Below are 22,728 nucleotides of genomic sequence, written 5' to 3' on the forward strand. Positions count from 1 at the left end.
GCACCACATGATCTATCCGTGGCAGACCGACGACTGGAACCGCCTGCAGCAACTGCGCCCGCAATGGCCGCATGCGCTGCTGCTGCACGGCCAGGCCGGAATCGGCAAGCTGCAGTTCGCGCAGCATCTCGCGCAGGGCTTCCTGTGCGAAGCGCCGCAGCCGAACGGCGAGCCGTGCGGCAGCTGCGCGGCCTGCACGTGGTTCGCGCAGGGCAACCATCCGGACTACCGGATCGTGCTGCCCGAGGTGCTCGCGGGCGAGGCGCCGGGCGCGGTCGACGACGCGAAGCCGGCCGACGCCGATGAAGGCGGCAAGAAGACGCGCGCGCCGAGCAAGGAGATCAAGATCGAGCAGGTGCGTGCGTTGCTCGATTTCTGCGGGGTCGGTTCGCACCGCGGCGGTGCGCGCGTGGTCGTGCTGTATCCGGCCGAGGCGCTGAACGTCGCCGCGTCGAACGCGCTGCTGAAGACACTCGAGGAGCCGCCGTCGGGCGTCGTGTTCCTGCTGGTGTCGGCGCGGATCGACCGGTTGCTGCCGACCATCATCAGCCGCTGCCGGCAGTGGCCGATGACCGTGCCGGCGCCCGACGCGGCTGCGGCATGGCTCGAGGCGCGCGGCGTCGACGACGCGCGTGCGCTGCTCGCCGAAGCGGGCGGCGCGCCGCTCGCCGCATTGGCGCTCGCGAGCGACGAGAACCGCCCGCTGCGCGATTTCACGCTCGGCCAGCTCGCGGCCGGCGCCGCGTGCGATCCGTTCGCGTGCGGCGAGACGCTGCAGAAGCTGCCGGTGCCGCTGGTGCTCGGCTGGCTGCAGCGCTGGCTGTACGATCTGCTCGCGCAGCGCATGGCGGGCGCGCCGCGCTACTTCCCGATGCAGGCGGCCGCGCTCGCGCGTTGCGCGGAGGCGGTCGACGCGAACGCGTTCGCGCGCTTCATGAAGGCCGTGACGCGCCAGCGGACGGTCGAGAACCATCCGCTCAACGCCCGGCTCGCATTCGAGGAACTGTTTCTCGGTTATCGGGAAATGTTCGCGTGAGCGCGGATTGCTTCCTGCGGGTGGGGAAACGATTGCCGGCGAGCGCGTGAGCGCCCGTCTTACGTATTCAGGAAACACGATGTTCGTCGATTCTCACTGCCACATCAATTTCAAGGGTCTCGCCGACCGCCTGCCGGCCGTGCTGGAGAACATGCGCGAGCACGACGTCACGCACGCGCTGTGCGTGTCGGTCGACTTCGAGACGCTGCCCGACGTGCTCGCGATCGCGCAGGCGCACGACAACGTCTATGCGTCGGTCGGCGTGCATCCCGATCACGAGGACGCACGCGAGCCGACGCTCGCGGAACTGATCGAGCTCGCCGCGCACCCGAAGGTCGTCGCGATCGGCGAGACGGGCCTCGACTACTACCGCCTCGAAGGCCGCTCGATCGCCGACATGGAATGGCAGCGCGAACGCTTTCGCACGCATATCCGCGCGGCGACCGCCACGATGAAGCCGTTGATCATCCATACGCGCTCGTCGTCGGAAGACACGCTGCGGATCATGGCCGAGGAGCGCGCGGATGTGCCGGGCGGCGTGATGCACTGCTTCACCGAGCCGTGGCCCGTCGCCGAGCAGGCGCTCGCGCAGAACTTCCATATCTCGCTGTCGGGCATCGTCACGTTCAAGAACGCGACCGATGTGCAGGACGTCGCGCGGCGCGTGCCGCTCGAGCGGCTGCTGATCGAAACCGATTCGCCGTACCTCGCGCCGGTGCCGTATCGCGGCAAGCCGAATGAACCTGCGTACGTCAGCCATGTCGGACGTTTTATCGCATCCGAGCGCGGGATCGCCGTCGAGGCGCTGGCCGATGCGACCACGCAGAACTTTTTCCGGCTGTTCAAGATCGCCCGCTCATGACGCGCGGCCAGCCGACAACCCAGGGAAGGAGCCCACAACAATGATGAAGCCGACCACATACCTGCCCAAGCGCGCCCTCGTCACCGCCGCACTCGTCGCGAGCGGCCTGTTTGCCGTCGCCGGCGCGCATGCCGAGTCGCTCGACGCGATCGTCAAGGCGGTCAAGTTCGACGACATCGACGATATCGGCAAGCAGCTGAAGAGCGGCAAGCTCGATCCGAACACGCTCGCGCCGAACGGCGACCCGATCCTCGTGATCGCCGCGCGCGAGAAGTCCGACAAGGTCGCCGCCGCGATCGCCACGACGCCGAACGTCGACCTCGAGAAGGAAGACAAGGCCGGCGAGAACGCGCTGATGCTCGCATCGCTGAACGGTGACGTCGGCCTCGTCAAGCTGCTGATCGACAAGGGCGCGGAAGTCAGCAAGAAGGGCTGGGCGCCGCTGCACTACGCGGCCACCAACGGCCAGGACGCGGTCGTCAAGATCCTGCTCGACCACGACGCATATATCGACACGGCGTCGCCGAACGGCACGACGCCGCTGATGATGGCCGCCCGCGGCAACCATGCGACGACGGTCAATCTGCTGCTCGACCAGGGCGCCGATCCGCAGGTGAAGAACCAGCTCGGCATCACCGCGCTCGAGTTCGCGAAGCACTACAAGGCGCCGGACGCGATCGACATCCTGAGCAAGCGGACGGTGCGCGTCGGCGCATCGGCGCCGGCCGATGCCCAAAAGAGTGCAAAATGACGGTTTCGGCGCGGCGGCTAAGCGCCCGCCCGGCCGGAATCCGGCCGGCAGCGGGTGTGCGGCCGCCGCGCCGGTCAGTGCAGTGAGCGGCCTGGGGCCGCATTGACATAAGGAACACCATGTTGCGGGCTATGTTTTGTGCCGCGGCGTTTGCCGTGCCGTTGTCGGCGGCGGCTTTCACGGGCGCGGATCTCGACCGGCTGTGCGCGAAGACGGACGTCAAGTCGCGGGCGTCGTGCGCGGCCTACATCGAAGGCGCCGCCGATGGCGTCTACAACACCATCGACGCGATCGGCGGCACCACCGGGCCGCGCGTCGGGCAGTATTTCTGCCTGCCGCCCGACATCCGGGCGCAGCAGATGACCGACGCGGTGCGCAAGTACATCGCGGAGAACCCGAAGCTGGCCGACTACAACGCGAGCACCGCGGTGTCGCTCGGCCTCGGCAAGGCGTTCCCCTGCAGGGGCGGCAGTTGATCTGACGCCGGATCCGGGCGCACATGCGGCCCGGACGTCGCCGACGCATCCAGGACGAGGCCGCCGCGCCTCATAACCGAAGCATCCCGGGCGCCGATGATTTCAATCGAGGAACTGCAGCGCATCGCCGATGCGCCGTTGCATTCATGGCTCGGCACGCTGATCGTGTCGGTCATCGTCGTGCTTGTCGTGTTGATCGTGCATCGTCTCGGCGCACGCATCGTCAAGCGCATCGCGCAGCCGTATCCGCTGATGAGCGTGATCCTGCGCTACATCGACAAACCGTCGCTCGTCACGCTCGCGCTGCTCGCGCTCGAGTTCGTGTGGCTCCAGGCGGACGAGAGCATGTCGTTCGTGCGCGGCATGCGCACCGCGGCCGCGGTCGGCTCGATCGTGTCGCTGACCTGGCTGCTGGTGCGGCTCGCGGCCGGCGTCGGCGACGCGATCATCCAGGCCCATCCGATGGATACGGCCGACAACCTCCACGCGCGGCGCGTCCACACGCAGGCCAAGGTGCTCGTGCGGACCGTCATGGTGCTGATCGTGATCATCGGCACGGGCGCCGCGTTGATGACGTTCCCGAACGTGCGCCAGATCGGCGCGAGCCTGCTGGCGTCGGCCGGCGTCGCGGGCCTGGTTGCCGGTATCGCCGCGCGGCCGGTGCTCGGCAACCTGATCGCCGGGCTGCAGATCGCGCTCACGCAGCCGATCCGGCTCGACGACGTCGTCGTGATCCAGGGCGAGTGGGGGCGCATCGAGGAAATCACCGGCTCGTTCGTGTCGGTGCGGCTGTGGGACCAGCGGCGCCTCGTCGTGCCGCTGCAGTGGATCATCGAGAATCCGTTCACGAACTGGACGCGCAGCAGCGCGGAAATCATCGGCACGGTGTACCTGTCGGTCGACTACCGCACGCCGCTCGCGCCGCTGCGCGAGGAGCTCGCGCGGCTGGTCCACGCGGCGCCCGAGTGGGACGGGCGCGTACAGGTACTGCAGGTGACCGACGCGACCGAGCGCGCGATGCAGTTGCGCGCGCTCGTCAGCGCGGTCGATTCGTCGTCGTGCTGGGACTTGCGCTGCCGCGTGCGGGAGGGGTTGATCGCGTACCTGCAGGCGCGTTTTCCGCAATGCCTGCCGCGCAGCCGGATGGAGCTGTATCCGCACGATTCCGCACCGGACGCGCCGAATCCCGTTCGGCCGCATGCGCGCCAGCCCGCCGCCAGCACGGCGGCCAACACCGCCGCCGATCCGCAGGCCGTCGACGGCCGCTGAACGTGGCCCGCCCTCCGTCACCATGACCGCGCTGAACACGCTTGCCATCGCCAATTACCGCTCGCTGCGTGAGCTGATCGTGCCGCTCGCGGCGCTCAACGTCGTCACCGGGCCGAACGGCAGCGGCAAGTCGAGCGTGTACCGCGCGCTGCGCCTGCTCGCCGACACCGCGCAGGGCCGCGTGATCCCGTCGCTCGCGCGCGAGGGCGGATTGCCGTCGACGCTGTGGGCCGGCCCCGAGCGCTTCTCGCGCGCGATGCTGGCCGGCGACGAGCCGGTGACGGGCACGGTGCGCACGGGCCCCGTGAGCCTGAGGCTCGGCTTCGCGTGCGACGATTTCGGCTATGCGATCGATCTCGGCCTGCCGGTGCCGAGCCGTTCGCAGTTCGCGCTCGATCCGGTGGTCAAGCGCGAATGCATCTGGGGCGGCGCGCTGCCGCGCCCGTCGACGCTGCTGGTCGACCGGCAGGGCGCACAGATCCGCACGCGCACCGCGTCGGGCGAGTGGCGGACGATTCCGCAGCCGGTCGCGAGCTTCGACAGCATGATGACCGAGTTCGCCGATCCGACCGGCGCGCCGGAGATGATCGCGGTGCGCGAGCGGATCCGCTCGTGGCGCTTCTACGACCATTTCCGGACCGACGCACAGGCGCCGGCCCGGCAGTCGCATATCGGCACCCATACGCCGGTGCTGGCGGACGACGGCGCCGATCTGGCCGCCGCGCTGCAGACGATTCGCGAAATCGGCGACGGCGCGGCACTCGATGCGGCGATCGACGACGCGTTTCCCGGCGCGTCGGTCGAGATCGACAATCCGGGCGGCCGCGGCCGCTTCGACGTGCTGATGCGCCAGCCGGGGCTGTTGCGGCCGCTCGCCGCCGCCGAACTGTCCGACGGCACGCTGCGCTACCTGCTGCTCGCGGCCGCGTTGCTGACGCCGCGGCCGCCGGCGCTGATGGTGCTGAACGAACCGGAGACGAGCCTGCATCCCGATCTGCTGCCGGCGCTTGGCCGCCTGATCGCGCAGGCCGCGCAGCGTTCGCAGGTGCTGGTCGTGTCGCATGCGGCGCGGCTCATCGCGACGCTCGAGCGCGAGGCCGGCTGCGAATCGCTGGTGCTCGACAAGCAACTGGGCGCGACCGCGCTCGTCGATGCCGACACGCGCGACCTGCCGGCATGGAAGTGGCCGTCGCGTTGACCGGCACGGCGGCGTGCGTTCGAGAACGACCTGGCGCGCCGCGCGGAATGTATCCGGTCTGTAACAACGCCCATAAAATGAAAGGCCGCCGGTTCCCTGTACGGCGATCGCGAATAATAATGGGATATTCGGCTGGCGCCATGCCGGCCGGCGCCGCATGAAAGCGGGGCGGGGCGCAAACCGCGCACACGCCCGCCGGCCGTGCGGCAACGGACAGGACACAGGAGACGTGGACCATGAGAATTGCCCAGATCGCCCCGCTGACCGAATCGGTGCCGCCGAAGCTGTACGGCGGCACGGAGCGCGTCGTGTCCTACATCACCGAGGCGCTCGTCGATCTCGGCCATGATGTGACGCTGTTCGCCAGCGGCGATTCGACGACCCGGGCGAAGCTCGAACCCGTGTGGCCGCGCGCGCTGCGGCTCGATTCGTCGATCCGCGACCGGGTCGCCCCGCACATGCTGCTGATGGAGACGGTCGCGCGCCGCGCGAAGGACTTCGACGTGCTCCATTTCCACATGGACTACTACTCGTTCTCGGTCTTCAACCGGCAGCAAACGCCGTACATGACGACACTGCACGGCCGGCTCGACCTGCCCGAGCAGCAGCCGGTGTTCGATACGTTCAACACGGCGCCCGTGATCTCGATTTCCAATTCGCAGCGCCAGCCGCTGCCGCAGGCGAAGTGGCTGACGACCGTCTACCACGGGCTGCCCGAGACGATGTACATGCCGCAGCCCGTCGAGCCGCGCTATCTGGCATTCCTGGGCCGTATCTCGCCGGAGAAGCGCGTCGACACGGCGATCCGGATCGCCGGCCAGTGCGGGCTGCCGATCCGGATCGCCGCGAAGATCGATGCGGCCGACGAGGAATACTTCGACCGCGAGATCAGGCCGCTTTTCGCGTTACCGCACGTCGAATTCATCGGCGAGATCGCCGATCACCAGAAGGCCGAATTCCTGTCGGGCGCGCATGCGCTGCTGTTTCCGATCGACTGGCCGGAGCCGTTCGGGCTGGTGATGATCGAGGCGATGTCGTGCGGCACGCCGGTGATCGCATTCAATCGCGGCGCGGTGCCAGAAGTGATCGACGAGGGTGTGTCGGGTTTCATCGTCGAGGATGAAATCAGCGCGGTGGCCGCCGTGAACCGGCTGCACCTGCTGCCGCGTGCGCGCGTGCGGCAGCGCTTCGAGCAGCGCTTCACGTCGCGCCGGATGGCGCAGCAGTACGTCGATGTCTACCAGTCACTGATTCGCGCACAGAAGCGCTCGCGCTTCAAGGTGATCGACTCGACGACCTGACGCGCGACGCGGGCAAATAAAAAAACGGCGATGCCCGCAAGGACATCGCCGTTTGCGCATGGCCCGCGCACGCTGTGCACGGGCATGGCGTCAGCGTCAGATCTTGAGCTTCGTGACCTTCGTGCCGTTGATCGACACGTCGCCCATCAGGCCCGCGTTCGTGAGCACGATGACCTGGACCGGTGCGGTGGCCGTGTTGGAATCGACCGCGCCGTTCGCGCCCATCTTCACCAGCGCGACCGACGCGCCGGCGCCGGCTGCCCAGCCGTCCGAGCCGCGGAATTCGTCGAGCGCTTCCTGCGTCATGAACAGGAACACGATCGCCTTCGACTGCGCACCGGCCTGCAGGCCGACCGACAGCGACGACGTGTTGTAGTAGCCGACCGTGCTGCCGCCGACGCGCAGCGCGCCGTTGCCGGACTGGCCGCCGACGATCAGGCCGGCCTGCAGCACGTTCGGGAACACCAGCACGCCGCGCGACTTCGCGACGAGCTCACGCGAACCCTTGACCGTGGAATACATGCGCGACAGCGTGGCGTCGACGCTCGAGTCGATCGCTTGACGCTTCGACGCGTTGGTCGCGGCGTTGTCCGGCTTGTCCGGGGTGGTGGTGCAACCGGTGAGCGCGAGGCTACCGACGATGAGCGCAGCGGCAGCTTTCAGCACAAGATTCCGTTTTTGCATCGTTATTCTCCATCGGATGACGTTCGGAGTGAGTCTCGCTCAGGGAGCGGATCACGTCGGCAGTTATATCACAGTGGATTACAGCCTCTTTTCATTGCGATGTGAAAAAGCGTCAAATCGTCCGGGGATGTCGCGGCACGCCAACGGACGGCGCGGCGCGCGTGGGGCGACGCATCGCGCGCCCGAGGGTGGCAGGCGGTTAGCGGAAAAGGAAAGGACAAGCTGCGCGTCAATGCGTGACGGGCGGCGCCGGCGGAGCGGGCGGCTTGATCGGCGGGCGGCGCAGCGCACGGCGGATCAGCGCGATCACGACCCCGCATGCGAACAGGAACGCGGCTGGCACGACCCAATAGCCGACGAACGCGTGCCACAGATAACCGGCAAGCGTATTGCGGCGCACCACGTATTCGTCGCGGGCCGCCTGCTGGCGTGCCGCGTTGGCGCTCAGCACGTCGGCCGGGCAGCCGGCCGCCCGTGCCGCGTCAGGATCCCCGTGGCACTTCGCGGCCGCGCCGGCGGCCTGCTGCGCGTCGGTGAGCTGCCAGGTGGTCAGCGCGAGCTCCAGATCGGCCTTGTTATACGCCATTTCCTCGCGGATCTCGCGCACGGCGACGATCGCGACGGGCACGGCCCAGAACACGATCACGATCAGCCAGCGGCGGAACCAGCGGTGTTGTCTCCATGCCATCCATGCCTCCGTTTGACGCGGCGTGCGCGTCCGTCTCGAGGGCGGCCCGATGGCGCTTCTTGTACTTGGGTGGGCCGCGTTGCAGCCATCATAGAAGAAATCGCGGCGAATTGCCGCACCATGTGGCGGCATTCGCACGGCGCGTCCGGAAAGCGGGGCGGGAGGGCGGCGCAACGTATCGCGGCGTCGGCGTGGCGATGCCGCCGGACGGTGCGCCGGCGCATCGGGCGGCATCGCGCGCGTCGATGCGCGTGCAACGAAAACAAAAAAGCCGCGCCCGCCGAAGCGGTGCGCGGCATTCGTGCGGGAGCGCCGGAACTCAGGCGGCCGGCTGGCTGCTCAGGCAGCTCTTCATGAACGCCTTGCGGTCGTCGCCCTTCTTGCCGGTGGCTTGCGTGTTGCAGGCCTTCATCTTTTCCTGCTGCGTCATTGCCTTCGCGGGCTTGGTCGACAGGCAGTCCTTCATGAACGCCTTGCGTTCGTCGCCCGTCTTGCCGGCGGCCTGCGTGTTGCAGGCCTTCATCTTGTCCTGCTGGCTGTTCGCCGCGAAAGCGGGGGAAGCCAGCATGCCGCCGAGAAGCACTGCGGCTACGAGCGATTGAATTTTCATTTCGACACTCCCATGGGGTGAATTGCGCTTTATATCGACGCCGTCACGAAGCCCGGCGCAACGGGAACAGGGTCGCATCGCGCCGCGCGCTCCGATTATGGCTAATCAATGTGAAAACACCAAAACGGCATTCGTATAACGCGCCGGCCCGCGTAGCCGTTGACGATGCGTGCGCGCGCGGGTGATCGGGACAAACCATGACGCGGGTGCGTCGGCCCCGGCCGCACACGCGGAACCTGCCGGATGCCGGCCGCGAGCCATTACAATCGCGGCCATGAATACTCCGAACTCCGCATCCCCTTCGACGGCGGCGGCGCTGCCGCGCATCGCCGTACTCGCCACCGGCGGCACGATCGCCGGCGCCGCGCCGGACGCCGCCAGCACGGCCGGCTACCAGGCCGGCGCGCTCGGCGTCAATTTCCTGCTCGACGCGGTGCCGGCGCTCGCGTCGGTCGCGCGCATCGACGCCGAGCAGGTCGCCAGCATCGACAGCAAGGATCTCGCGCTGCCGCTGTGGAATATGCTCGCCGCACGCATCGACGCACTGATGGCCGATCCGGCGATCGACGGCATCGTGATCACCCACGGTACCGACACGCTCGAGGAAACCGCGTACGCGCTGCATCTGGTCGTGACCGGCGACAAACCGGTCGTGCTGACGGCCGCGATGCGGCCGGCCACCGCGCTGTCGTCCGACGGCCCGCTGAATCTGCTGAACGCAGTGACGGTCGCCGCCCATCCGGCCGCGCGCGGGCAGGGCGTGCTCGTCGCGTTCAACAACCGGATTCACGGCGCGCGCGACGTCGTGAAGACGAGCACCTATGCGGTCGACGCATTCCAGTCGCCGGAACTGGGCGCGCTCGGCTGGGTGCAGGACGGCCGCGTCGAATTCGCGCGCCGCGTGACGCGTGCGCGCGATGCGCAACTGGCGATCGCCGCGGCGTGGCCGCCGGTCGAAATCGTCGCGAGCTATGCGGGCGTGACGCGCACGGCCGTCGATGCGCTCGTCGCGGCCGGCGTGCGCGGCCTCGTCGTCGCGGGCACCGGCAACGGGTCGATCCATGCGACGCTGCAGGCGGCGCTCGTCGATGCGGTGAACGCCGGCGTCGCGGTGGTGCGCGCGTCGCGGGTCGGCTCGGGGCACGTGATGCGCAACGGCGCGGCGAATGACGATGCGCTCGGTTTCGTGAGCGCCGGGTCGCTGAGCCCGTTCAAGGCACGCGTGCTGCTGATGCTGGCGCTCGCGAACGGCATTCAAGGGCGCGACGCGCTGCAACGCGCATTCGACACGCTGTGACCGGTGGCCGCCGATCGGGCGGCACGCGGCGCGCATGAAAAAAAGGCAGGCCAATGGCCTGCCTTTTTTGCGTCAGTGCTGGGCGATTGCTCAGGACTGCGGCGGAATCACGAGCTTCTGGCCCGGATAGATCCGGTCCGGGCTCGACAGCATCGGCTTGTTCGCCTCGAAGATCGCCGGGTACTTGTTCGCGTCGCCGTACACTTCCTTCGCGATCGCCGACAGCGTATCGCCCGGCTTCACGTCATGGTACTGAACTTCCTGATCGTCCGGCTGCAGATCGTCGTCGTTGACGCCCGCGACGCCTTGCACGTTGCCGGCCGCGACCTTGACCTTCGCCTTCGTGTCGAGGTCGGCGACGCTGCCCGACAGCGTGACGGTGCGCGACGCGCCGTCGAACGCGACGGTCAGATTCGACGTATCGAGACCCTGCGTGCTGATGTAATTCTTGATCGCATCGGCCGCGGTCTGGTTCGCCGCATTCGGATCTTCCGCTGCTTGCGCGTCAGCGTGACCCAGCAGTTTTTCACCCGCCTCTTTAATAAACGAAAGAAGACCCATCGCTGCACTCCCTAGGTGGTTGAAAAGAAAACGCGCCGTGAAGTGGCGAAAAAAACACCGCGCTGAGCGCGCTCACCGGAGTGAGCGCCAGGCGCGGCGGATTTCTCGAAAGGCGTGGCGAAAGTGTAGGCGTTCATCGCGACGATTGCATGAAAAATCGCACGCCTGAACGTAAAGAAATGTAATACGCGAAATCCGACAGGCGGACACCCGACGACGACGTCTGACCGACCAAGGCTTCCCCGGCGCCGCCGGGTGCCGCTGCGGACCCCACCACGCCGCTCTCAGCCCAGAGCGGCGTTTTTCGCCCCGTCGCGCACGCGCTTTGCGATGCGCGGCGGGGCGCCCCACCGTGATGCGCGCGTGTTCGCGCACCGATACGACCGGCCGCGGCCGGATCGCGAGTATGCGTCGCGCTGCGCCCGCGCTGCACTCGCGCTGCACTCGCGCTGCACTCGCGCTGCACTCGCGCTGCACTCGCGCTGCGCCCGCGCGCGTTCGCCGTTGCAGCGAAACGCGCGCCGCTGCATCCGCGTTATGCGGCCGGCGTCTGGCCGATTTCGAAGTTCGACATGATCTCGAGCGCACGCACGAGTGCCGAGTGATCCCATGCCTTGCCGCCGTGGGACGCACACACGCTGAACAGTTGTTGCGCGCTCGCCGTGTGCGGCAGCGCGAGGCCGAGCTTGCGTGCGCCGTCGAGCGCGAGGTTCAGGTCCTTCTGGTGCAGCTCGATGCGAAAGCCCGGATCGAACGTGCGCTTCGTCATGCGCGCGCCGTGCACTTCGAGGATCCGCGACGCGGCGAAGCCGCCCATCAGCGCCTGGCGCACGCGCTCCGGATCGGCGCCCGAGCGTGCGGCGAACAGCAGCGCTTCGCCGACCGCCTCGATGTTCAGTGCAACGATGATCTGGTTCGCGACCTTGCAGGTCTGGCCCGCGCCGTTGTCGCCGACGAGCGTGATGTTCTTGCCCATTTTCTCGAACAGCGGCTTTGCGCGCTCGAACGCCTGCTCCGGGCCGCCGACCATGATCGTGAGCGTCGCTTCGCGGGCGCCGACTTCGCCGCCGGACACCGGCGCGTCGAGGTAGTCGCAGCCGAGCGCATTGATCTGCTTCGCGAATTGCTGCGTGTCGAGCGGCGAGATCGAGCTCATGTCGATCACGAGCTTGCCGGCCGTCAGGCCCTTTGCGACGCCGTCGTCGGCGAACAGCACGTTACGCACGTCGGGCGTATCCGGCACCATCGAGATGATGATGTCCGCGTTCTGTGCGACTTCGGTCGAGTTCGCGACGACCTTCGCGCTCGCGCGCAGGTCGTCCGGCACCGGGAACGCACCGTTCACGACGAGCTGATGATCGCCCTTGAGCAGGTTGCGCGCCATGTGCGCGCCCATGATGCCGAGGCCGATGAAACCGATGGTTGCCATGTGAAAGTCTCCTATAGGGGCGTGGGTTTGGAAGTCCGCGGGAAGGGCGGATCTCAGGCGGCGCGACGCGCCGAGCCCGGTGCGCAGCCGGCGACGCTTTGCAGCCAGCCGAGGCCTTCCGTCGTAGTGGTGCGGGGCTTGTATTCGCAGCCGACGTAGCCGGCATAGCCGAGCCGGTCGAGCAGCGCGAACAGGAACGCGTAGTTGATCTCGCCCGTGCCCGGCTCGTTGCGGCCCGGGTTGTCCGCGAGCTGGACGTGGCCGATCGATGCGAGGTTGCGTTCGATCGTCGCGGCCAATTCGCCTTCCATGCGCTGCATGTGATAGATGTCGTACTGCAGGAACAGGTTGTCCGAGCCGACCGCGCGGATCACGTCGAGCCCTTCGGACGAGCGGTTCAGCGCGAAGCCCGGGATGTCGAAGCCGTTGCACGGCTCGACCAGCAGGCGGATGCCTTCGCGCTTGAGCGCGTCGGCCGCGAAGCGCAGGTTGTCGACGATCGTGACGAAGGTCTTGTCGCGCGCCGTGCTCGCCGACGGGATGCCGACGAGGCAGTTCAGCTGCGGCACCTTCAGCGCCTTCGCGTACTCGATCGCACGGCCGACCCCTTCCTGGAACTCGCCGACGCGATCGGGCAGGCATGCGATGCCGCGCTCGCCCTGGTCCCAGTTGCCGGCGGGCAGGTTGTGCAGCACGAGGCGCAGGCGGTGCGTCTCGAGCCGCTCGGCGAGTTCCTCTTTCGCGTACGGATACGGGAACAGGAACTCGACGGCGTCGAAGCCCGCGTCCGCGGCCGCCTTGAAACGGTCGAGGAACGGCACTTCGTTGAACAGCATGGTCAGGTTTGCAGCAAACTTCGGCATGAGCTAAGCCTCTTCGGTCGGTCAGTCAAAAAATGGCGTGCGGATCAGTCGAGCATCGAGATCGCGGTCGGCGCGTGCTCGGCCTTCTCGGCGAGTTCCTCGAACTCGTTGATCGCGTCGATTTCGGTGCCCATCGAGATGTTCGTCACGCGCTCGAGGATCACTTCGACGACCACCGGCACGCTGAACTCCTGTGCGAGCGCCTGCGCCTGCTTCAGCGCCGGCTCGATCTCTTCCGGCTTGGACACGCGCAGCGCCTTGCAGCCGAGGCCTTCAGCCACCGCCACGTGATCGACGCCATAGCCGTTCAGCTCCGGTGCATTGACGTTGTCGAACGCGAGCTGCACGCAGTAGTCCATGTCGAACGCGCGCTGGGCCTGGCGGATCAGGCCGAGGTACGAGTTGTTCACCACCACGTGCACGTACGGCAGCTTGAATTGCGCGCCGGCGGCCAGCTCCTCGATCATGAACTGGAAGTCGTAGTCGCCGGACAGCGCGACGATCGGGCGGGTCGGATCGGCCGCACGCACGCCGAGCGCGGCGGGGATCGTCCAGCCGAGCGGGCCGGCCTGGCCGCAGTTGATCCAGTTGCGTGCCTTGAACACGTGCAGGAACTGCGCGGCGGCGATCTGCGACAGGCCGATCGTGCTGACGTAGCACGTATCGCGGCCGAACACCTTGTTCATCTCTTCGTACACGCGCTGCGGCTTGACCGGCACATTGTCGAAGTGGGTCTTGCGCTGCAGCGTGCGCTTGCGCGCCTGGCACTCGGACACCCACGCGCTGCGATCCTTCAGCTTGCCGGCGGCCTTCCATTCCTGCGCCACCGCGACGAACAGCTCGAGCGCGGCCTTCGCGTCGGACACGATGCCGAGGTCCGGGCCGAACACGCGGCCGATCTGGGTCGGTTCGATGTCGACGTGCACGAACTTGCGGCCCTTCGTATAAACCTCGACGCTGCCGGTGTGGCGGTTCGCCCAGCGGTTGCCGATGCCGAGCACGAAGTCGGACGCGAGCATCGTCGCGTTGCCGTAGCGGTGCGACGTCTGCAGGCCGACCATGCCGGCCATCAGCGGGTGGTCGTCGGGAATCGCGCCCCACGACATCAGCGTCGGGATCACCGGCACGCCGATCGTTTCGGCGAACTGCACGAGCAGGTCTTCGGCCGCCGCGTTGAGCACGCCGCCGCCCGACACGATCAGCGGCTTGTCTGCGTCGTTGAGCATCGCGAGCGCCTTCTCGATCTGCGCGCGGCTCGCCGCGGGCTTGTAGACCGGCAGCGGTTCATACGTGTCGATGTCGAATTCGATTTCGGCGAGCTGCACGTCGATCGGCAGGTCGACCAGCACCGGGCCCGGACGGCCCGAGCGCATCAGGTGGAACGCCTGCTGGAACACGCGCGGCACCAGTGCGGGTTCGCGCACGGTGACGGCCCACTTGGTGACGGGCTTCGCGATCGACTCGATGTCGACGGCCTGGAAGTCTTCCTTGTACAGGCGTGCACGCGGTGCCTGGCCCGTGATCGCGAGGATCGGAATCGAGTCGGCCGATGCGGAGTACAGGCCGGTGATCATGTCGGTGCCGGCGGGGCCCGACGTGCCGATGCACACGCCGATGTTGCCGGGTGCGGCGCGCGTGAAGCCTTCGGCCATGTGCGACGCGCCTTCGACGTGGCGGGCCAGCACGTGGCTGATGCCGCCCGACTTGCGCATCGCGGAATAGAACGGGTTGATCGCTGCGCCCGGCACGCCGAACGCGGTCTGGATGCCTTCCTTCTCGAGCACGAGTACGGCTGCGTCGACGGCTCTCATCTTGGCCATGCATGTCTCCTTGAATGTGTGGATCTTGCGAATCGGTCTGTTGGGAACACTTTAGGGATGCAGGAAAGGTTTGATAAGATCAGCCGAAGTCGCTTATTTCGAAACTAAAAGTATGGAATGACGGCCGGACGGGGCTTCCCGCCGGCGTCGACGCCGGGACGGAGACAGGAGATGGATCGTTTCAAGCAGATCGAGACGTTCGTGCGGGTCGCGGACGCGGGCAGCCTCGCGGCGGCGGCGCTCGAGGAGGGCGTGTCGCCGGTGGTGCTCGGGCGGCGCATCGACGCGCTCGAGAAGCGCCTCGGCGTGAAGCTGATGTACCGCTCGACGCGGCGGCTGGTGGTCAGCGAGGAGGGCGCCGCGTTCCTCGAGCGCTGCCGCGGGTTGCTGTCCGAATGGGATCAGGCCGAAAACGAGCTGGCCGCCGGGCGGCGTGCGGTCAGCGGGCACCTGATCGTGTCCGCGCCGGCCGCGTTCGGCCGCAAGCACGTCGCGCCGCACGCACCCGGTTTCCTCGTCGACAAGCCGGAAATGCAGCTGTCGTTCAACCTGACCGATCGCGTCGTCGATCTGGTGCGCGAAGGCTACGACCTGTCGATCCGGATCGGCGGCTCGGTCGATCCGAACTTCGTCGCGGTGAAGCTCGCGTCGAACCGGCGCGTCGTGTGCGGCACGCCCGACTATTTCCGCCGCCACGGCCGGCCGAAGTCGCTGGACGACCTGCTCAAGCACAACTGTCTCGCATTCAACCTGCAGGGCGGGCAGAACCGCGGCTGGTATTTCCAGCGCCACGGCAAGATCGTCACGATGCGGGTGACCGGCAATCTCGACTGCAACGACGGCGAGCTGCTGCATCGCTGGGTGGCCGAGAGCCTCGGGCTCGGCTGGCGATCGACCTGGGAAATCGCCGCGCAGCTCGAGACGGGCGAACTCGAGACGGTGCTCGACGAATACGCGCTGCCGGACTACGACATCCTCGCGGTCTATCCGCAGCAGCGCTACGTGCCTGCGCGCGTGCGCTACTTCATCGACTACCTGCGCGAAGCGTATGCGCGGCCCGGCTACTGGAGCAGCACGCCGTAACGGGCGCGGCGGGCCCGGGCATTTTTTGCGCTTCACCGGCTTCATGCGGGAATAAACTCGATGCAGCGGCGGTAAGGTCATCGAGTGCGCGCGCTGCCGGTCTGTCCGGGCATCGGACGCGAGAACGGACGCAAGACGGGCGCGGCTTCGGCCGCCGGGACCAGGGAGGCGATGTGGGGCAAGCCGGACAGGCGGTCGACGAGCGGGCAGAGGATGACGCGATCGCGCGCGGCGAGCGGTTTCGCGCGCTCGTGCTGCCGCATCTCGACGCCGCGTACAACCTCGCACGCTGGCTGAGCGGCAACCCGGGCGATGCGGACGACGTCGTCCAGGACGCGTGCATGCGCGCGCTGCGCTTCGTCGACTCGTGCCGCGGCGACAACGCCCGGCCGTGGCTGCTGACGATCGTGCGCCACACCTGGTACACGGAGTGGCGCCGCCGCACCCACGCGCACGAGGTTGCGCTGCCCGACACGCTCGACGACACGGAGGTGCCCGACGACTGGCAGCCGGCGCCGGGCGATCCGCTCGCGCAGCTGCTGCGCGGCGAGAATGTGCGGCTCGTGAACGCGGCGCTCGCGAAGCTGCCGCCCGAATACCGCGAGGTGCTGGTGCTGCGCGAGATGGAGGATTTGAGCTACCGCGAGATCGCGGCGATCGCCGACGTGCCGGTGGGCACGGTGATGTCGCGGCTCTCGCGCGGCCGGCGCCGGCTTGCCGCGCTGCTGGACGGCACGCAGGTGCCGCCGTCCGGCCCCGCGTCGGGGCGTGCGTCGGCGAGCGGAACCGCATCGGAGGCGATCGATGGACTGTAACGAAGCGCGAGCCTTGCTGGACGCGGACGTCGACCGCGAGCTGTCGGCGCCCGATGCGTTGCGCGTCCAGCGGCATGTCGACGGGTGCGACGCGTGCCGCCGCGAACGCGAGCGGATCGTCGTGCTGGGGCGGGCCGTGCGGCAGGCCGATTATCACCGCGCGCCCGAGGCGCTGCGGGCGAGCATCCTCGCGGCGCTGCCGGCGGCAGGCGGCGCGCGCGAGCGCGGGCCGGCCGCGGCGGCGCCGGAGCCTGATGCGGCACCGCGGCCGCGGCCTCGATCGGGCGGGCGCCGGTGGTTCTCGTGGCCGGCCGGACGCGGCGTATCGGCTCGCCCGACCTCGGCCGGGCCGGGGCCGCGCGTCACGGCGGTGCCCGCGCTCGGCTGGGGCGTGGCGCTGGTGGTCGCGCTCGCGGCGGCGGCCGGGATGGCGCTGTCCGCCCGTCACGCCGCAACCGGCCAGATGGTCGACGAGCTGGTCGCGAGCCACGTGCGGGCCGGCCTGTCGGCGCGCGACATCGACGTGATCTCGACCGACCGGCATACCGTCAAGCCGTGGTTCAACGGCCGGCTCGACTATGCGCCGCCGGTCGAGGACCTGTCGGCGAGCGGCTTCCCGCTCGTGGGCGGCCGGCTCGACTACGTCGGGCGGCGCCGCGTCGCGGTGCTCGTGTACCGATATCGGCAGCACGTGATCGACGTGTACGTGCGGCCGGCGGGCGGCGGCGGGGAGGCGGCGCCGTACGCGACCGTGTCGCAGGGCTACGCGCTCGACCGCTGGGAGGCGGCCGGGATGACCTGGTGGGCCGTGACCGACGCCGAGCCGTCGGCGCTGGCCGCGTTCAGGACGGCGCTCGACGCGCGCCTTGGCGGGGCGCGCGGCGAGTAACGGTGGACCGCATCGCCGGCCCGTCATCCGCGCGCGATGCTCCGCCCCCGATTCCCCGGCGGGTGCCCGAGCCGCCGTTCGACCGTCGGCGCGGGTTCAAGTCTTTGAAAACATGGCCGAATCCGGTCCGGAATCGTCGATCGGTGTTGCATGCGCCCTGTATCCGGGTTAGAATCTTCGGCTTCTCACTTGCCACACCGGTTCAGACGCCCGGGTGGCTTCAATCCACAAGGAGTGTGTAATGCGTCATTACGAAATCGTATTCATCGTGCACCCCGATCAAAGCGAGCAAGTGCCCGCGATGATCGAGCGTTACAAGACCACGATCACGACGCACGGCGGCCAGATCCACCGTGTCGAAGACTGGGGCCGTCGCCAACTGGCCTACATGATCGAGAAACTCGCGAAGGCTCACTACGTCTGCATGAACATCGAGTGCGACCAGACGACGCTCGACGAACTCGAACACGCGTTCAAGTTCAACGACGCCGTGCTGCGCCACCTCATCGTCAAGATGAAGAAGGCCGAGACCGGCCCGTCGCCGATGATGAAGGAAGTTCAGCGCGAAGAAGCCAAGAAGGCGGCTGCTGCTCAGCCGACCGAAGCGCAGGCTTAAGTTCGTCATTCATTAAGCCATCAAGGAGCGCGCTACTCACGTGAACAGGTTGCAATTGACGGCGAGCGTCGTCGAACGCGCACCGGTGCGATATACGCCGGCAGGTGTTCCGATCGCAAGCGCCACGTTGCACCACCGCACGGAAGTCGTCGAAGCAGGCATTCCCCGTCAGGTCGAAATGACGATCGAGGCGGTGGCGGCCGGTGAGGCGAGCGGCAGGCTGGAAAGTCGTGAAATGGGCGTCGAAACGCTGTTCACGGGCTTCCTGGCAAAGAAAAGCCGCAACGCGAGAACCTTGGTGTTTCACATCACAGCATTGCAGGACATTGGAAAGGACTGAAATCATGCCCCGCCCGACTGGTAAGAAATTCGACAAGCGTCGTCAGCAACAAAACCCGCTCTTCAAGCGCAAGAAGTTCTGCCGTTTCACGGCAGCCGGCGTCGACCAGATCGACTACAAGGACACGGAAACGCTGAAGGACTTCATCGGCGAAAACGGCAAGATCACGCCGGCTCGTCTGACGGGTACGAAGGCGCACTATCAGCGTCAGCTGGATACGGCCATCAAGCGTGCGCGTTTCCTCGCGCTGCTGCCGTACACCGATCAGCACAAGGCGTAATCAGGCGACGCAATAAGGAGAATTCGAATGCAAATCATTCTGTTGGAAAAAGTCGCCAATCTGGGTAACCTCGGCGACATCGTCAAGGTCAAGGACGGTTACGCTCGCAACTTCCTGATCCCGAACCGCAAGGCTCGCCGTGCAACGAAGGAAGCGATCGCCGAATTCGAAGTTCGCCGCGCTGAGCTCGAAAAGGTCGCCGCCGAGAAGCTGGCAGCATCGCAGGCAGTCGGCGAGAAGCTGAACGGCCAGTCGTTCGAAATCACGCAGAAGTCGGGCGTTGACGGCCGTCTGTTCGGCTCGGTCACGAACGGCGACATCGCGGAACTGCTGAAGAAGGCAGGCTACGAAGTCGAGAAGCTGCAAGTTCGCATGCCGGAAGGCCCGCTGAAGATGATCGGCGAGCACACGGTTCAGGTCGCGCTGCATACGGACGTCGTCGTCGACGTCACGATCAACGTGATCGGCGACCACGCGTAAGCGTCGTACGCAAGCTTCCCGGGCGGCTTCCGCTGTCCGGACAAGGGCAGGCGCCCGGGCAACCGGGGCCTGCCTTTTTTATTGCCTGTTCGTCGGCGCCCGTCTCTAGTAACGTCGTAGGTTATTCGCGATAATCCCAACCCATGAACGCGCCGCAAGATCCTCAAATCGAATCGCTGAAAGTCCCGCCGCACTCGGTCGAAGCCGAGCAGTCGGTGCTCGGCGGCCTGTTGCTCGACAACGCGGCATGGGACCGGATTGCCGACTTCCTGTCGCAGGGCGACTTCTATCGCTACGACCACCGGATCATCTACGAGCACATCGGCCGGCTGATCGCATCGACGCGCCCGGCCGACGTCGTGACCGTGTACGAAGCGCTGACCACGTCGGGCAAGGCCGACGACGTGGGCGGCCTCGCGTACCTGAACGCACTCGCGCAGAACACGCCGAGCGCGGCCAACATCCGCCGCTATGCGGAAATCGTCCGCGACCGTGCGGTGCTGCGCCGGCTCGTATCGGTTGCCGACGAAATCTCGGCCGACGCGTTCAATCCGCAGGGCAAGGAAGTCCGCCAGCTGCTCGACGAAGCCGAATCGAAGGTGTTCTCGATCGCGGAAGAAGGCGCGCGCGGCAACCAGGGCTTCCTCGAGATCGGCCCGCTGCTTACGCAGGTCGTCGAGCGCATCGACACGCTGTACCACACCGCGAACCCGAGCGACGTCACGGGCACGCCGACGGGTTTCGTCGACCTCGACCGGATGACGTCCGGGATGCACGGCGGTGAGTTGATCATCGTTGCAGGGCGTCCGTCGATGGGTAAGACGGCCTTTTCGATGAACATCGGCGAATACGTCGCGGTGGAGTATGGGCTGCCGGTCGCGGTGTTCTCGATGGAAATGCCGGGCACCCAGCTCGTGATGCGTATGCTCGGCTCGATCGGCCGGCTCGACCAGCACCGGATGCGTACCGGCCGCCTGACCGACGAAGATTGGCCGAAACTCACGCACGCGGTGCAGAAGATGAGCGAGGCGCAGCTCTTCATCGACGAGACGGGCGGCCTGAACCCGATGGAATTGCGCTCGCGCGCACGGCGTCTCGCACGGCAATGCGGCAAGCTCGGCCTGATCATTGTCGACTACCTGCAGCTGATGTCGGGTTCGTCGCAGGGCGAGAACCGCGCAACCGAAATCTCGGAAATCTCGCGATCGCTGAAGAGTCTGGCAAAGGAGCTGGACGTGCCGGTGATCGCGCTGTCGCAGCTGAACCGCGGCCTCGAACAGCGTCCGAACAAGCGTCCGGTGATGTCCGATTTGCGCGAATCGGGCGCAATCGAACAGGATGCGGACGTGATCCTGTTCATTTATCGTGATGAAGTCTACAACCCGGACAGCCCCGACAAGGGCACGGCCGAAATCATCATCGGCAAGCAGCGTAACGGTCCGATCGGCCCCGTTCGGCTCACGTTCCTGGGCCAATTCACGAAGTTCGACAACTTTGCAGGGGCGCAGACCTTCTACGGCGAGTGACGCCGGATGTAAAGCCCTAAATCGCCAAACGTTGTATCCAATCCCGCCGTGCGCATATGCGCGCGGCGCGGCCCGACCGGAAACGGTACAATGTCGCCCGTTTTCGTGACAGTAGTTTGACAATCTCTCAGGAATCCCATGTTCGGTCGATTCATGCCCACCGAGGGCAAGTTCTTTGAACTCTTCAACGCGCACGCGAAGCACATCGTTTCCGGTGGCCGCGAGCTCGAACTGCTGATCGACAATCTCGCCGACGCCGAGATTCACAAGCAAAACGTGCAAATTGCCGAGAAGGCCGCTGACAAGCTGACGCACGAAGCGATCGATCTGCTGCACAAGACCTTCATCACGCCGCTCGATCGCGACGAGATCCACAAGCTGATCACGACGATGGACGACATCCTCGACCTGATGGAAGACGTCGCGACGGCCGTGTCGCTGTACGACGTGCGTTCCGTCACGTCCGAGGCGAGCCAGCTCGCGCACATCGTCACGCAGTCGGCCCAGCACGTGCAGCAGGCCGTCGGCATGCTGTCCGACATGAAGCAGTCGGCGCAGATCCTCAAGCAATGCGAAGAGATCGACCGCTGGGAGTCGGAGGCCGATCGCGTGCTGCGCTCGGCGATGTCGAAGCTGTTCCGCGAGGAAGACGACGTGAAGACGCTCATCAAGCTGAAGGCGATCTACGAGCTGCTCGAGGAGATCACCGACAAGTGCGAGGACGTCGCGAACATCATCGAAGGCATCGTGCTGGAAAACGCCTGAGCGGACCACGATGCATTCGATACAACTCGCCCTATGGATGGTCGCGACGCTGGTGCTCGTCGCGCTCGTATTCGACTTCATGAACGGCTTCCACGATGCGGCGAACTCGATCGCCACCGTGGTGTCCACCGGGGTGCTGAAGCCCCAGCAGGCCGTCGTGTTCGCGGCCGCGTTCAACGTCATCGCGTATTTCATCTTCCACCTGAAGGTGGCGCAGACGGTCGGCAAAGGCACGATCGATCCTGAGATCGTCGACCACTACGTCGTGTTCGGCGCGCTGATCGGCGCGATCGGCTGGAACGTGATCACGTGGTACTACGGGATCCCGTCGAGTTCGTCGCACGCGCTGATCGGCGGCCTCGTCGGCTCGGCGCTCGCGAAGTCGGGCTGGAGCGCGCTGAACATCGACGGCCTGATGAAGACCGTCGCGTTCATCTTCATTTCGCCGCTGCTCGGCTTCATTCTCGGTTCGCTGTTCATGCTCGGCGTGTCGTGGCTGTATTTCCGCACCGCGCCAAGCAAGGTCGATCGGCGCTTCCGGCGGTTCCAGCTGCTGTCGGCCGGCCTGTACAGCCTGGGTCACGGCGGCAACGACGCACAGAAGACGATCGGCATCATCTGGATGCTGCTGATCGCGTCGGGCTATGCGTCGGCGACGGCCGATGCGCCGCCTGCGTGGGTGATCGGCGCGTGCTACCTGTCGATGGGCCTCGGCACGCTGTTCGGCGGCTGGCGCATCGTGCGCACGATGGGCCAGAAGATCACGAAGCTCAAGCCGGTCGGCGGTTTCTGTGCCGAAAGCGGCGGGGCGATCACGCTGTTCATCGCGTCGTTCCTCGGTATTCCGGTGTCGACCACGCACACGATCACCGGTGCGATCGTCGGTGTCGGCGCGACGCAGAAGCTGTCGGCCGTGCGCTGGGGCGTCGCCGGCAACATCGTGTGGGCATGGGTGCTGACGATTCCGGCATCCGCGCTGATCGCGGCCGGCGGATGGTGGGTCGGGCACCAGATCTTCTGATTCCGACGCTGTCGCCTCGACACGCAATGCGCCGCCAACCGAAAGGTTGCGGCGCATTTTCTTTGGTG

At 66.8% G+C, this 22,728-nt stretch carries 25 protein-coding genes; 18 read left to right on the forward strand and 7 right to left on the reverse strand.

Annotation, left to right across the window (positions count from 1 at the left end):
• The first annotated feature begins 7 nt into the window (after positions 1 to 7).
• From SB771_RS09375 to SB771_RS09405, 7 genes are all read left to right on the forward strand, one after another.
• Positions 8 to 1,036, forward strand: coding sequence for a DNA polymerase III subunit delta' (locus SB771_RS09375; protein ID WP_175660626.1), 1,029 nt, complete (start codon positions 8 to 10; stop codon positions 1,034 to 1,036).
• A gap of 79 nt (positions 1,037 to 1,115) precedes the next feature.
• Positions 1,116 to 1,898 (forward strand): TatD family hydrolase, encoded by a 783-nt coding sequence (locus SB771_RS09380; protein WP_105785567.1) that lies wholly within the window; start codon positions 1,116 to 1,118, stop codon positions 1,896 to 1,898.
• 40 nt (positions 1,899 to 1,938) lie between these two features.
• The gene (locus SB771_RS09385; protein WP_011657081.1) at positions 1,939 to 2,649 is read left to right on the forward strand and encodes an ankyrin repeat domain-containing protein; all 711 of its coding nucleotides are present in this window, start codon (positions 1,939 to 1,941) and stop codon (positions 2,647 to 2,649) included.
• Positions 2,650 to 2,768: 119 nt separating this feature from the next.
• Positions 2,769 to 3,125, forward strand: coding sequence for a Rap1a/Tai family immunity protein (locus tag SB771_RS09390; protein ID WP_006755340.1), 357 nt, complete (start codon positions 2,769 to 2,771; stop codon positions 3,123 to 3,125).
• Positions 3,126 to 3,221: 96 nt separating this feature from the next.
• Positions 3,222 to 4,394 carry a mechanosensitive ion channel family protein gene (locus SB771_RS09395; protein ID WP_006755342.1) on the forward strand — a complete coding sequence of 391 codons (1,173 nt, stop codon included), beginning with the start codon at positions 3,222 to 3,224 and terminating at the stop codon, positions 4,392 to 4,394.
• 22 nt (positions 4,395 to 4,416) lie between these two features.
• On the forward strand, positions 4,417 to 5,592 hold the full coding sequence (locus SB771_RS09400) for an AAA family ATPase (RefSeq protein ID WP_175660627.1): 1,176 nt from the start codon (positions 4,417 to 4,419) through the stop codon (positions 5,590 to 5,592).
• A 236-nt stretch (positions 5,593 to 5,828) separates the two neighbouring features.
• The gene (locus SB771_RS09405; RefSeq protein ID WP_175655601.1) at positions 5,829 to 6,893 is read left to right on the forward strand and encodes a glycosyltransferase family 4 protein; all 1,065 of its coding nucleotides are present in this window, start codon (positions 5,829 to 5,831) and stop codon (positions 6,891 to 6,893) included.
• Between the two features lie 96 nt (positions 6,894 to 6,989).
• Here SB771_RS09405 and SB771_RS09410 read toward each other — a convergent pair whose 3' ends face one another.
• The 3 genes from SB771_RS09410 to SB771_RS09420 all read right to left on the reverse strand — a co-directional run bounded on the left by SB771_RS09410 (position 6,990) and on the right by SB771_RS09420 (position 8,875).
• Positions 6,990 to 7,577 carry a YSC84-related protein gene (locus SB771_RS09410; RefSeq protein ID WP_011657078.1) on the reverse strand — a complete coding sequence of 196 codons (588 nt, stop codon included), beginning with the start codon at positions 7,575 to 7,577 and terminating at the stop codon, positions 6,990 to 6,992.
• Positions 7,578 to 7,806: 229 nt separating this feature from the next.
• Positions 7,807 to 8,265, reverse strand: a complete 459-nt coding sequence (locus SB771_RS09415; protein WP_011657077.1) for a membrane protein — start codon at positions 8,263 to 8,265, stop codon at positions 7,807 to 7,809.
• 319 nt (positions 8,266 to 8,584) lie between these two features.
• Positions 8,585 to 8,875, reverse strand: coding sequence for a PsiF family protein (locus SB771_RS09420; RefSeq protein ID WP_006755058.1), 291 nt, complete (start codon positions 8,873 to 8,875; stop codon positions 8,585 to 8,587).
• Positions 8,876 to 9,149: 274 nt separating this feature from the next.
• On the opposite strand from SB771_RS09420, the gene SB771_RS09425 reads away from it, so the two are divergent.
• Positions 9,150 to 10,172 carry an asparaginase gene (locus SB771_RS09425; RefSeq protein WP_175660628.1) on the forward strand — a complete coding sequence of 341 codons (1,023 nt, stop codon included), beginning with the start codon at positions 9,150 to 9,152 and terminating at the stop codon, positions 10,170 to 10,172.
• Positions 10,173 to 10,262: 90 nt separating this feature from the next.
• Here SB771_RS09425 and lysM read toward each other — a convergent pair whose 3' ends face one another.
• The 4 genes from lysM to gcl all read right to left on the reverse strand — a co-directional run bounded on the left by lysM (position 10,263) and on the right by gcl (position 14,845).
• Positions 10,263 to 10,733 (reverse strand): peptidoglycan-binding protein LysM, encoded by a 471-nt coding sequence (lysM, locus tag SB771_RS09430; RefSeq protein WP_006755060.1) that lies wholly within the window; start codon positions 10,731 to 10,733, stop codon positions 10,263 to 10,265.
• 535 nt (positions 10,734 to 11,268) lie between these two features.
• Entirely contained in the window at positions 11,269 to 12,312 is a 1,044-nt protein-coding gene (locus SB771_RS09435) for a 2-hydroxy-3-oxopropionate reductase (RefSeq protein ID WP_279607364.1), read from the reverse strand.
• Positions 12,216 to 13,025: a hydroxypyruvate isomerase gene (hyi, locus tag SB771_RS09440; RefSeq protein WP_124520198.1), complete on the reverse strand. Its 810-nt coding sequence runs from the start codon at positions 13,023 to 13,025 to the stop codon at positions 12,216 to 12,218. Before hyi ends, SB771_RS09435 begins: the two co-directional genes overlap by 97 nt.
• Before the next feature lie 44 nt (positions 13,026 to 13,069).
• Positions 13,070 to 14,845, reverse strand: a complete 1,776-nt coding sequence (gene gcl, locus SB771_RS09445) for a glyoxylate carboligase (RefSeq protein WP_011657072.1) — start codon at positions 14,843 to 14,845, stop codon at positions 13,070 to 13,072.
• A gap of 171 nt (positions 14,846 to 15,016) precedes the next feature.
• Between gcl and SB771_RS09450 the strand changes: the two genes are divergently transcribed.
• From SB771_RS09450 to SB771_RS09495, 10 genes are all read left to right on the forward strand, one after another.
• On the forward strand, positions 15,017 to 15,928 hold the full coding sequence (locus SB771_RS09450; protein WP_175660629.1) for a LysR family transcriptional regulator: 912 nt from the start codon (positions 15,017 to 15,019) through the stop codon (positions 15,926 to 15,928).
• A gap of 173 nt (positions 15,929 to 16,101) precedes the next feature.
• Entirely contained in the window at positions 16,102 to 16,743 is a 642-nt protein-coding gene (locus SB771_RS09455) for an RNA polymerase sigma factor (RefSeq protein ID WP_011657071.1), read from the forward strand.
• Entirely contained in the window at positions 16,733 to 17,632 is a 900-nt protein-coding gene (locus SB771_RS09460; RefSeq protein ID WP_175660630.1) for a zf-HC2 domain-containing protein, read from the forward strand. Before SB771_RS09455 ends, SB771_RS09460 begins: the two co-directional genes overlap by 11 nt.
• 241 nt (positions 17,633 to 17,873) lie before the next feature.
• Positions 17,874 to 18,248: a 30S ribosomal protein S6 gene (rpsF, locus tag SB771_RS09465; RefSeq protein WP_006755436.1), complete on the forward strand. Its 375-nt coding sequence runs from the start codon at positions 17,874 to 17,876 to the stop codon at positions 18,246 to 18,248.
• Between the two features lie 40 nt (positions 18,249 to 18,288).
• On the forward strand, positions 18,289 to 18,588 hold the full coding sequence (gene priB / locus SB771_RS09470) for a primosomal replication protein N (RefSeq protein ID WP_011657069.1): 300 nt from the start codon (positions 18,289 to 18,291) through the stop codon (positions 18,586 to 18,588).
• 4 nt (positions 18,589 to 18,592) lie between these two features.
• Complete coding sequence (gene rpsR / locus SB771_RS09475; RefSeq protein ID WP_011657068.1) at positions 18,593 to 18,868, forward strand: 30S ribosomal protein S18; 276 nt, start codon at positions 18,593 to 18,595, stop codon at positions 18,866 to 18,868.
• Between the two features lie 27 nt (positions 18,869 to 18,895).
• On the forward strand, positions 18,896 to 19,348 hold the full coding sequence (gene rplI, locus SB771_RS09480; RefSeq protein WP_006755438.1) for a 50S ribosomal protein L9: 453 nt from the start codon (positions 18,896 to 18,898) through the stop codon (positions 19,346 to 19,348).
• A 143-nt stretch (positions 19,349 to 19,491) separates the two neighbouring features.
• On the forward strand, positions 19,492 to 20,874 hold the full coding sequence (locus SB771_RS09485) for a replicative DNA helicase (protein ID WP_006755439.1): 1,383 nt from the start codon (positions 19,492 to 19,494) through the stop codon (positions 20,872 to 20,874).
• A gap of 138 nt (positions 20,875 to 21,012) precedes the next feature.
• Entirely contained in the window at positions 21,013 to 21,639 is a 627-nt protein-coding gene (locus SB771_RS09490) for a DUF47 domain-containing protein (protein WP_006755440.1), read from the forward strand.
• A 10-nt stretch (positions 21,640 to 21,649) separates the two neighbouring features.
• Positions 21,650 to 22,660, forward strand: a complete 1,011-nt coding sequence (locus SB771_RS09495; protein WP_011657066.1) for an inorganic phosphate transporter — start codon at positions 21,650 to 21,652, stop codon at positions 22,658 to 22,660.
• The last annotated feature ends 68 nt before the right edge of the window (positions 22,661 to 22,728 follow it).

Source organism: Burkholderia sp. SIMBA_051, from assembly GCF_046534915.1.
GTDB classification, from domain to species: domain Bacteria; phylum Pseudomonadota; class Gammaproteobacteria; order Burkholderiales; family Burkholderiaceae; genus Burkholderia; species Burkholderia ambifaria.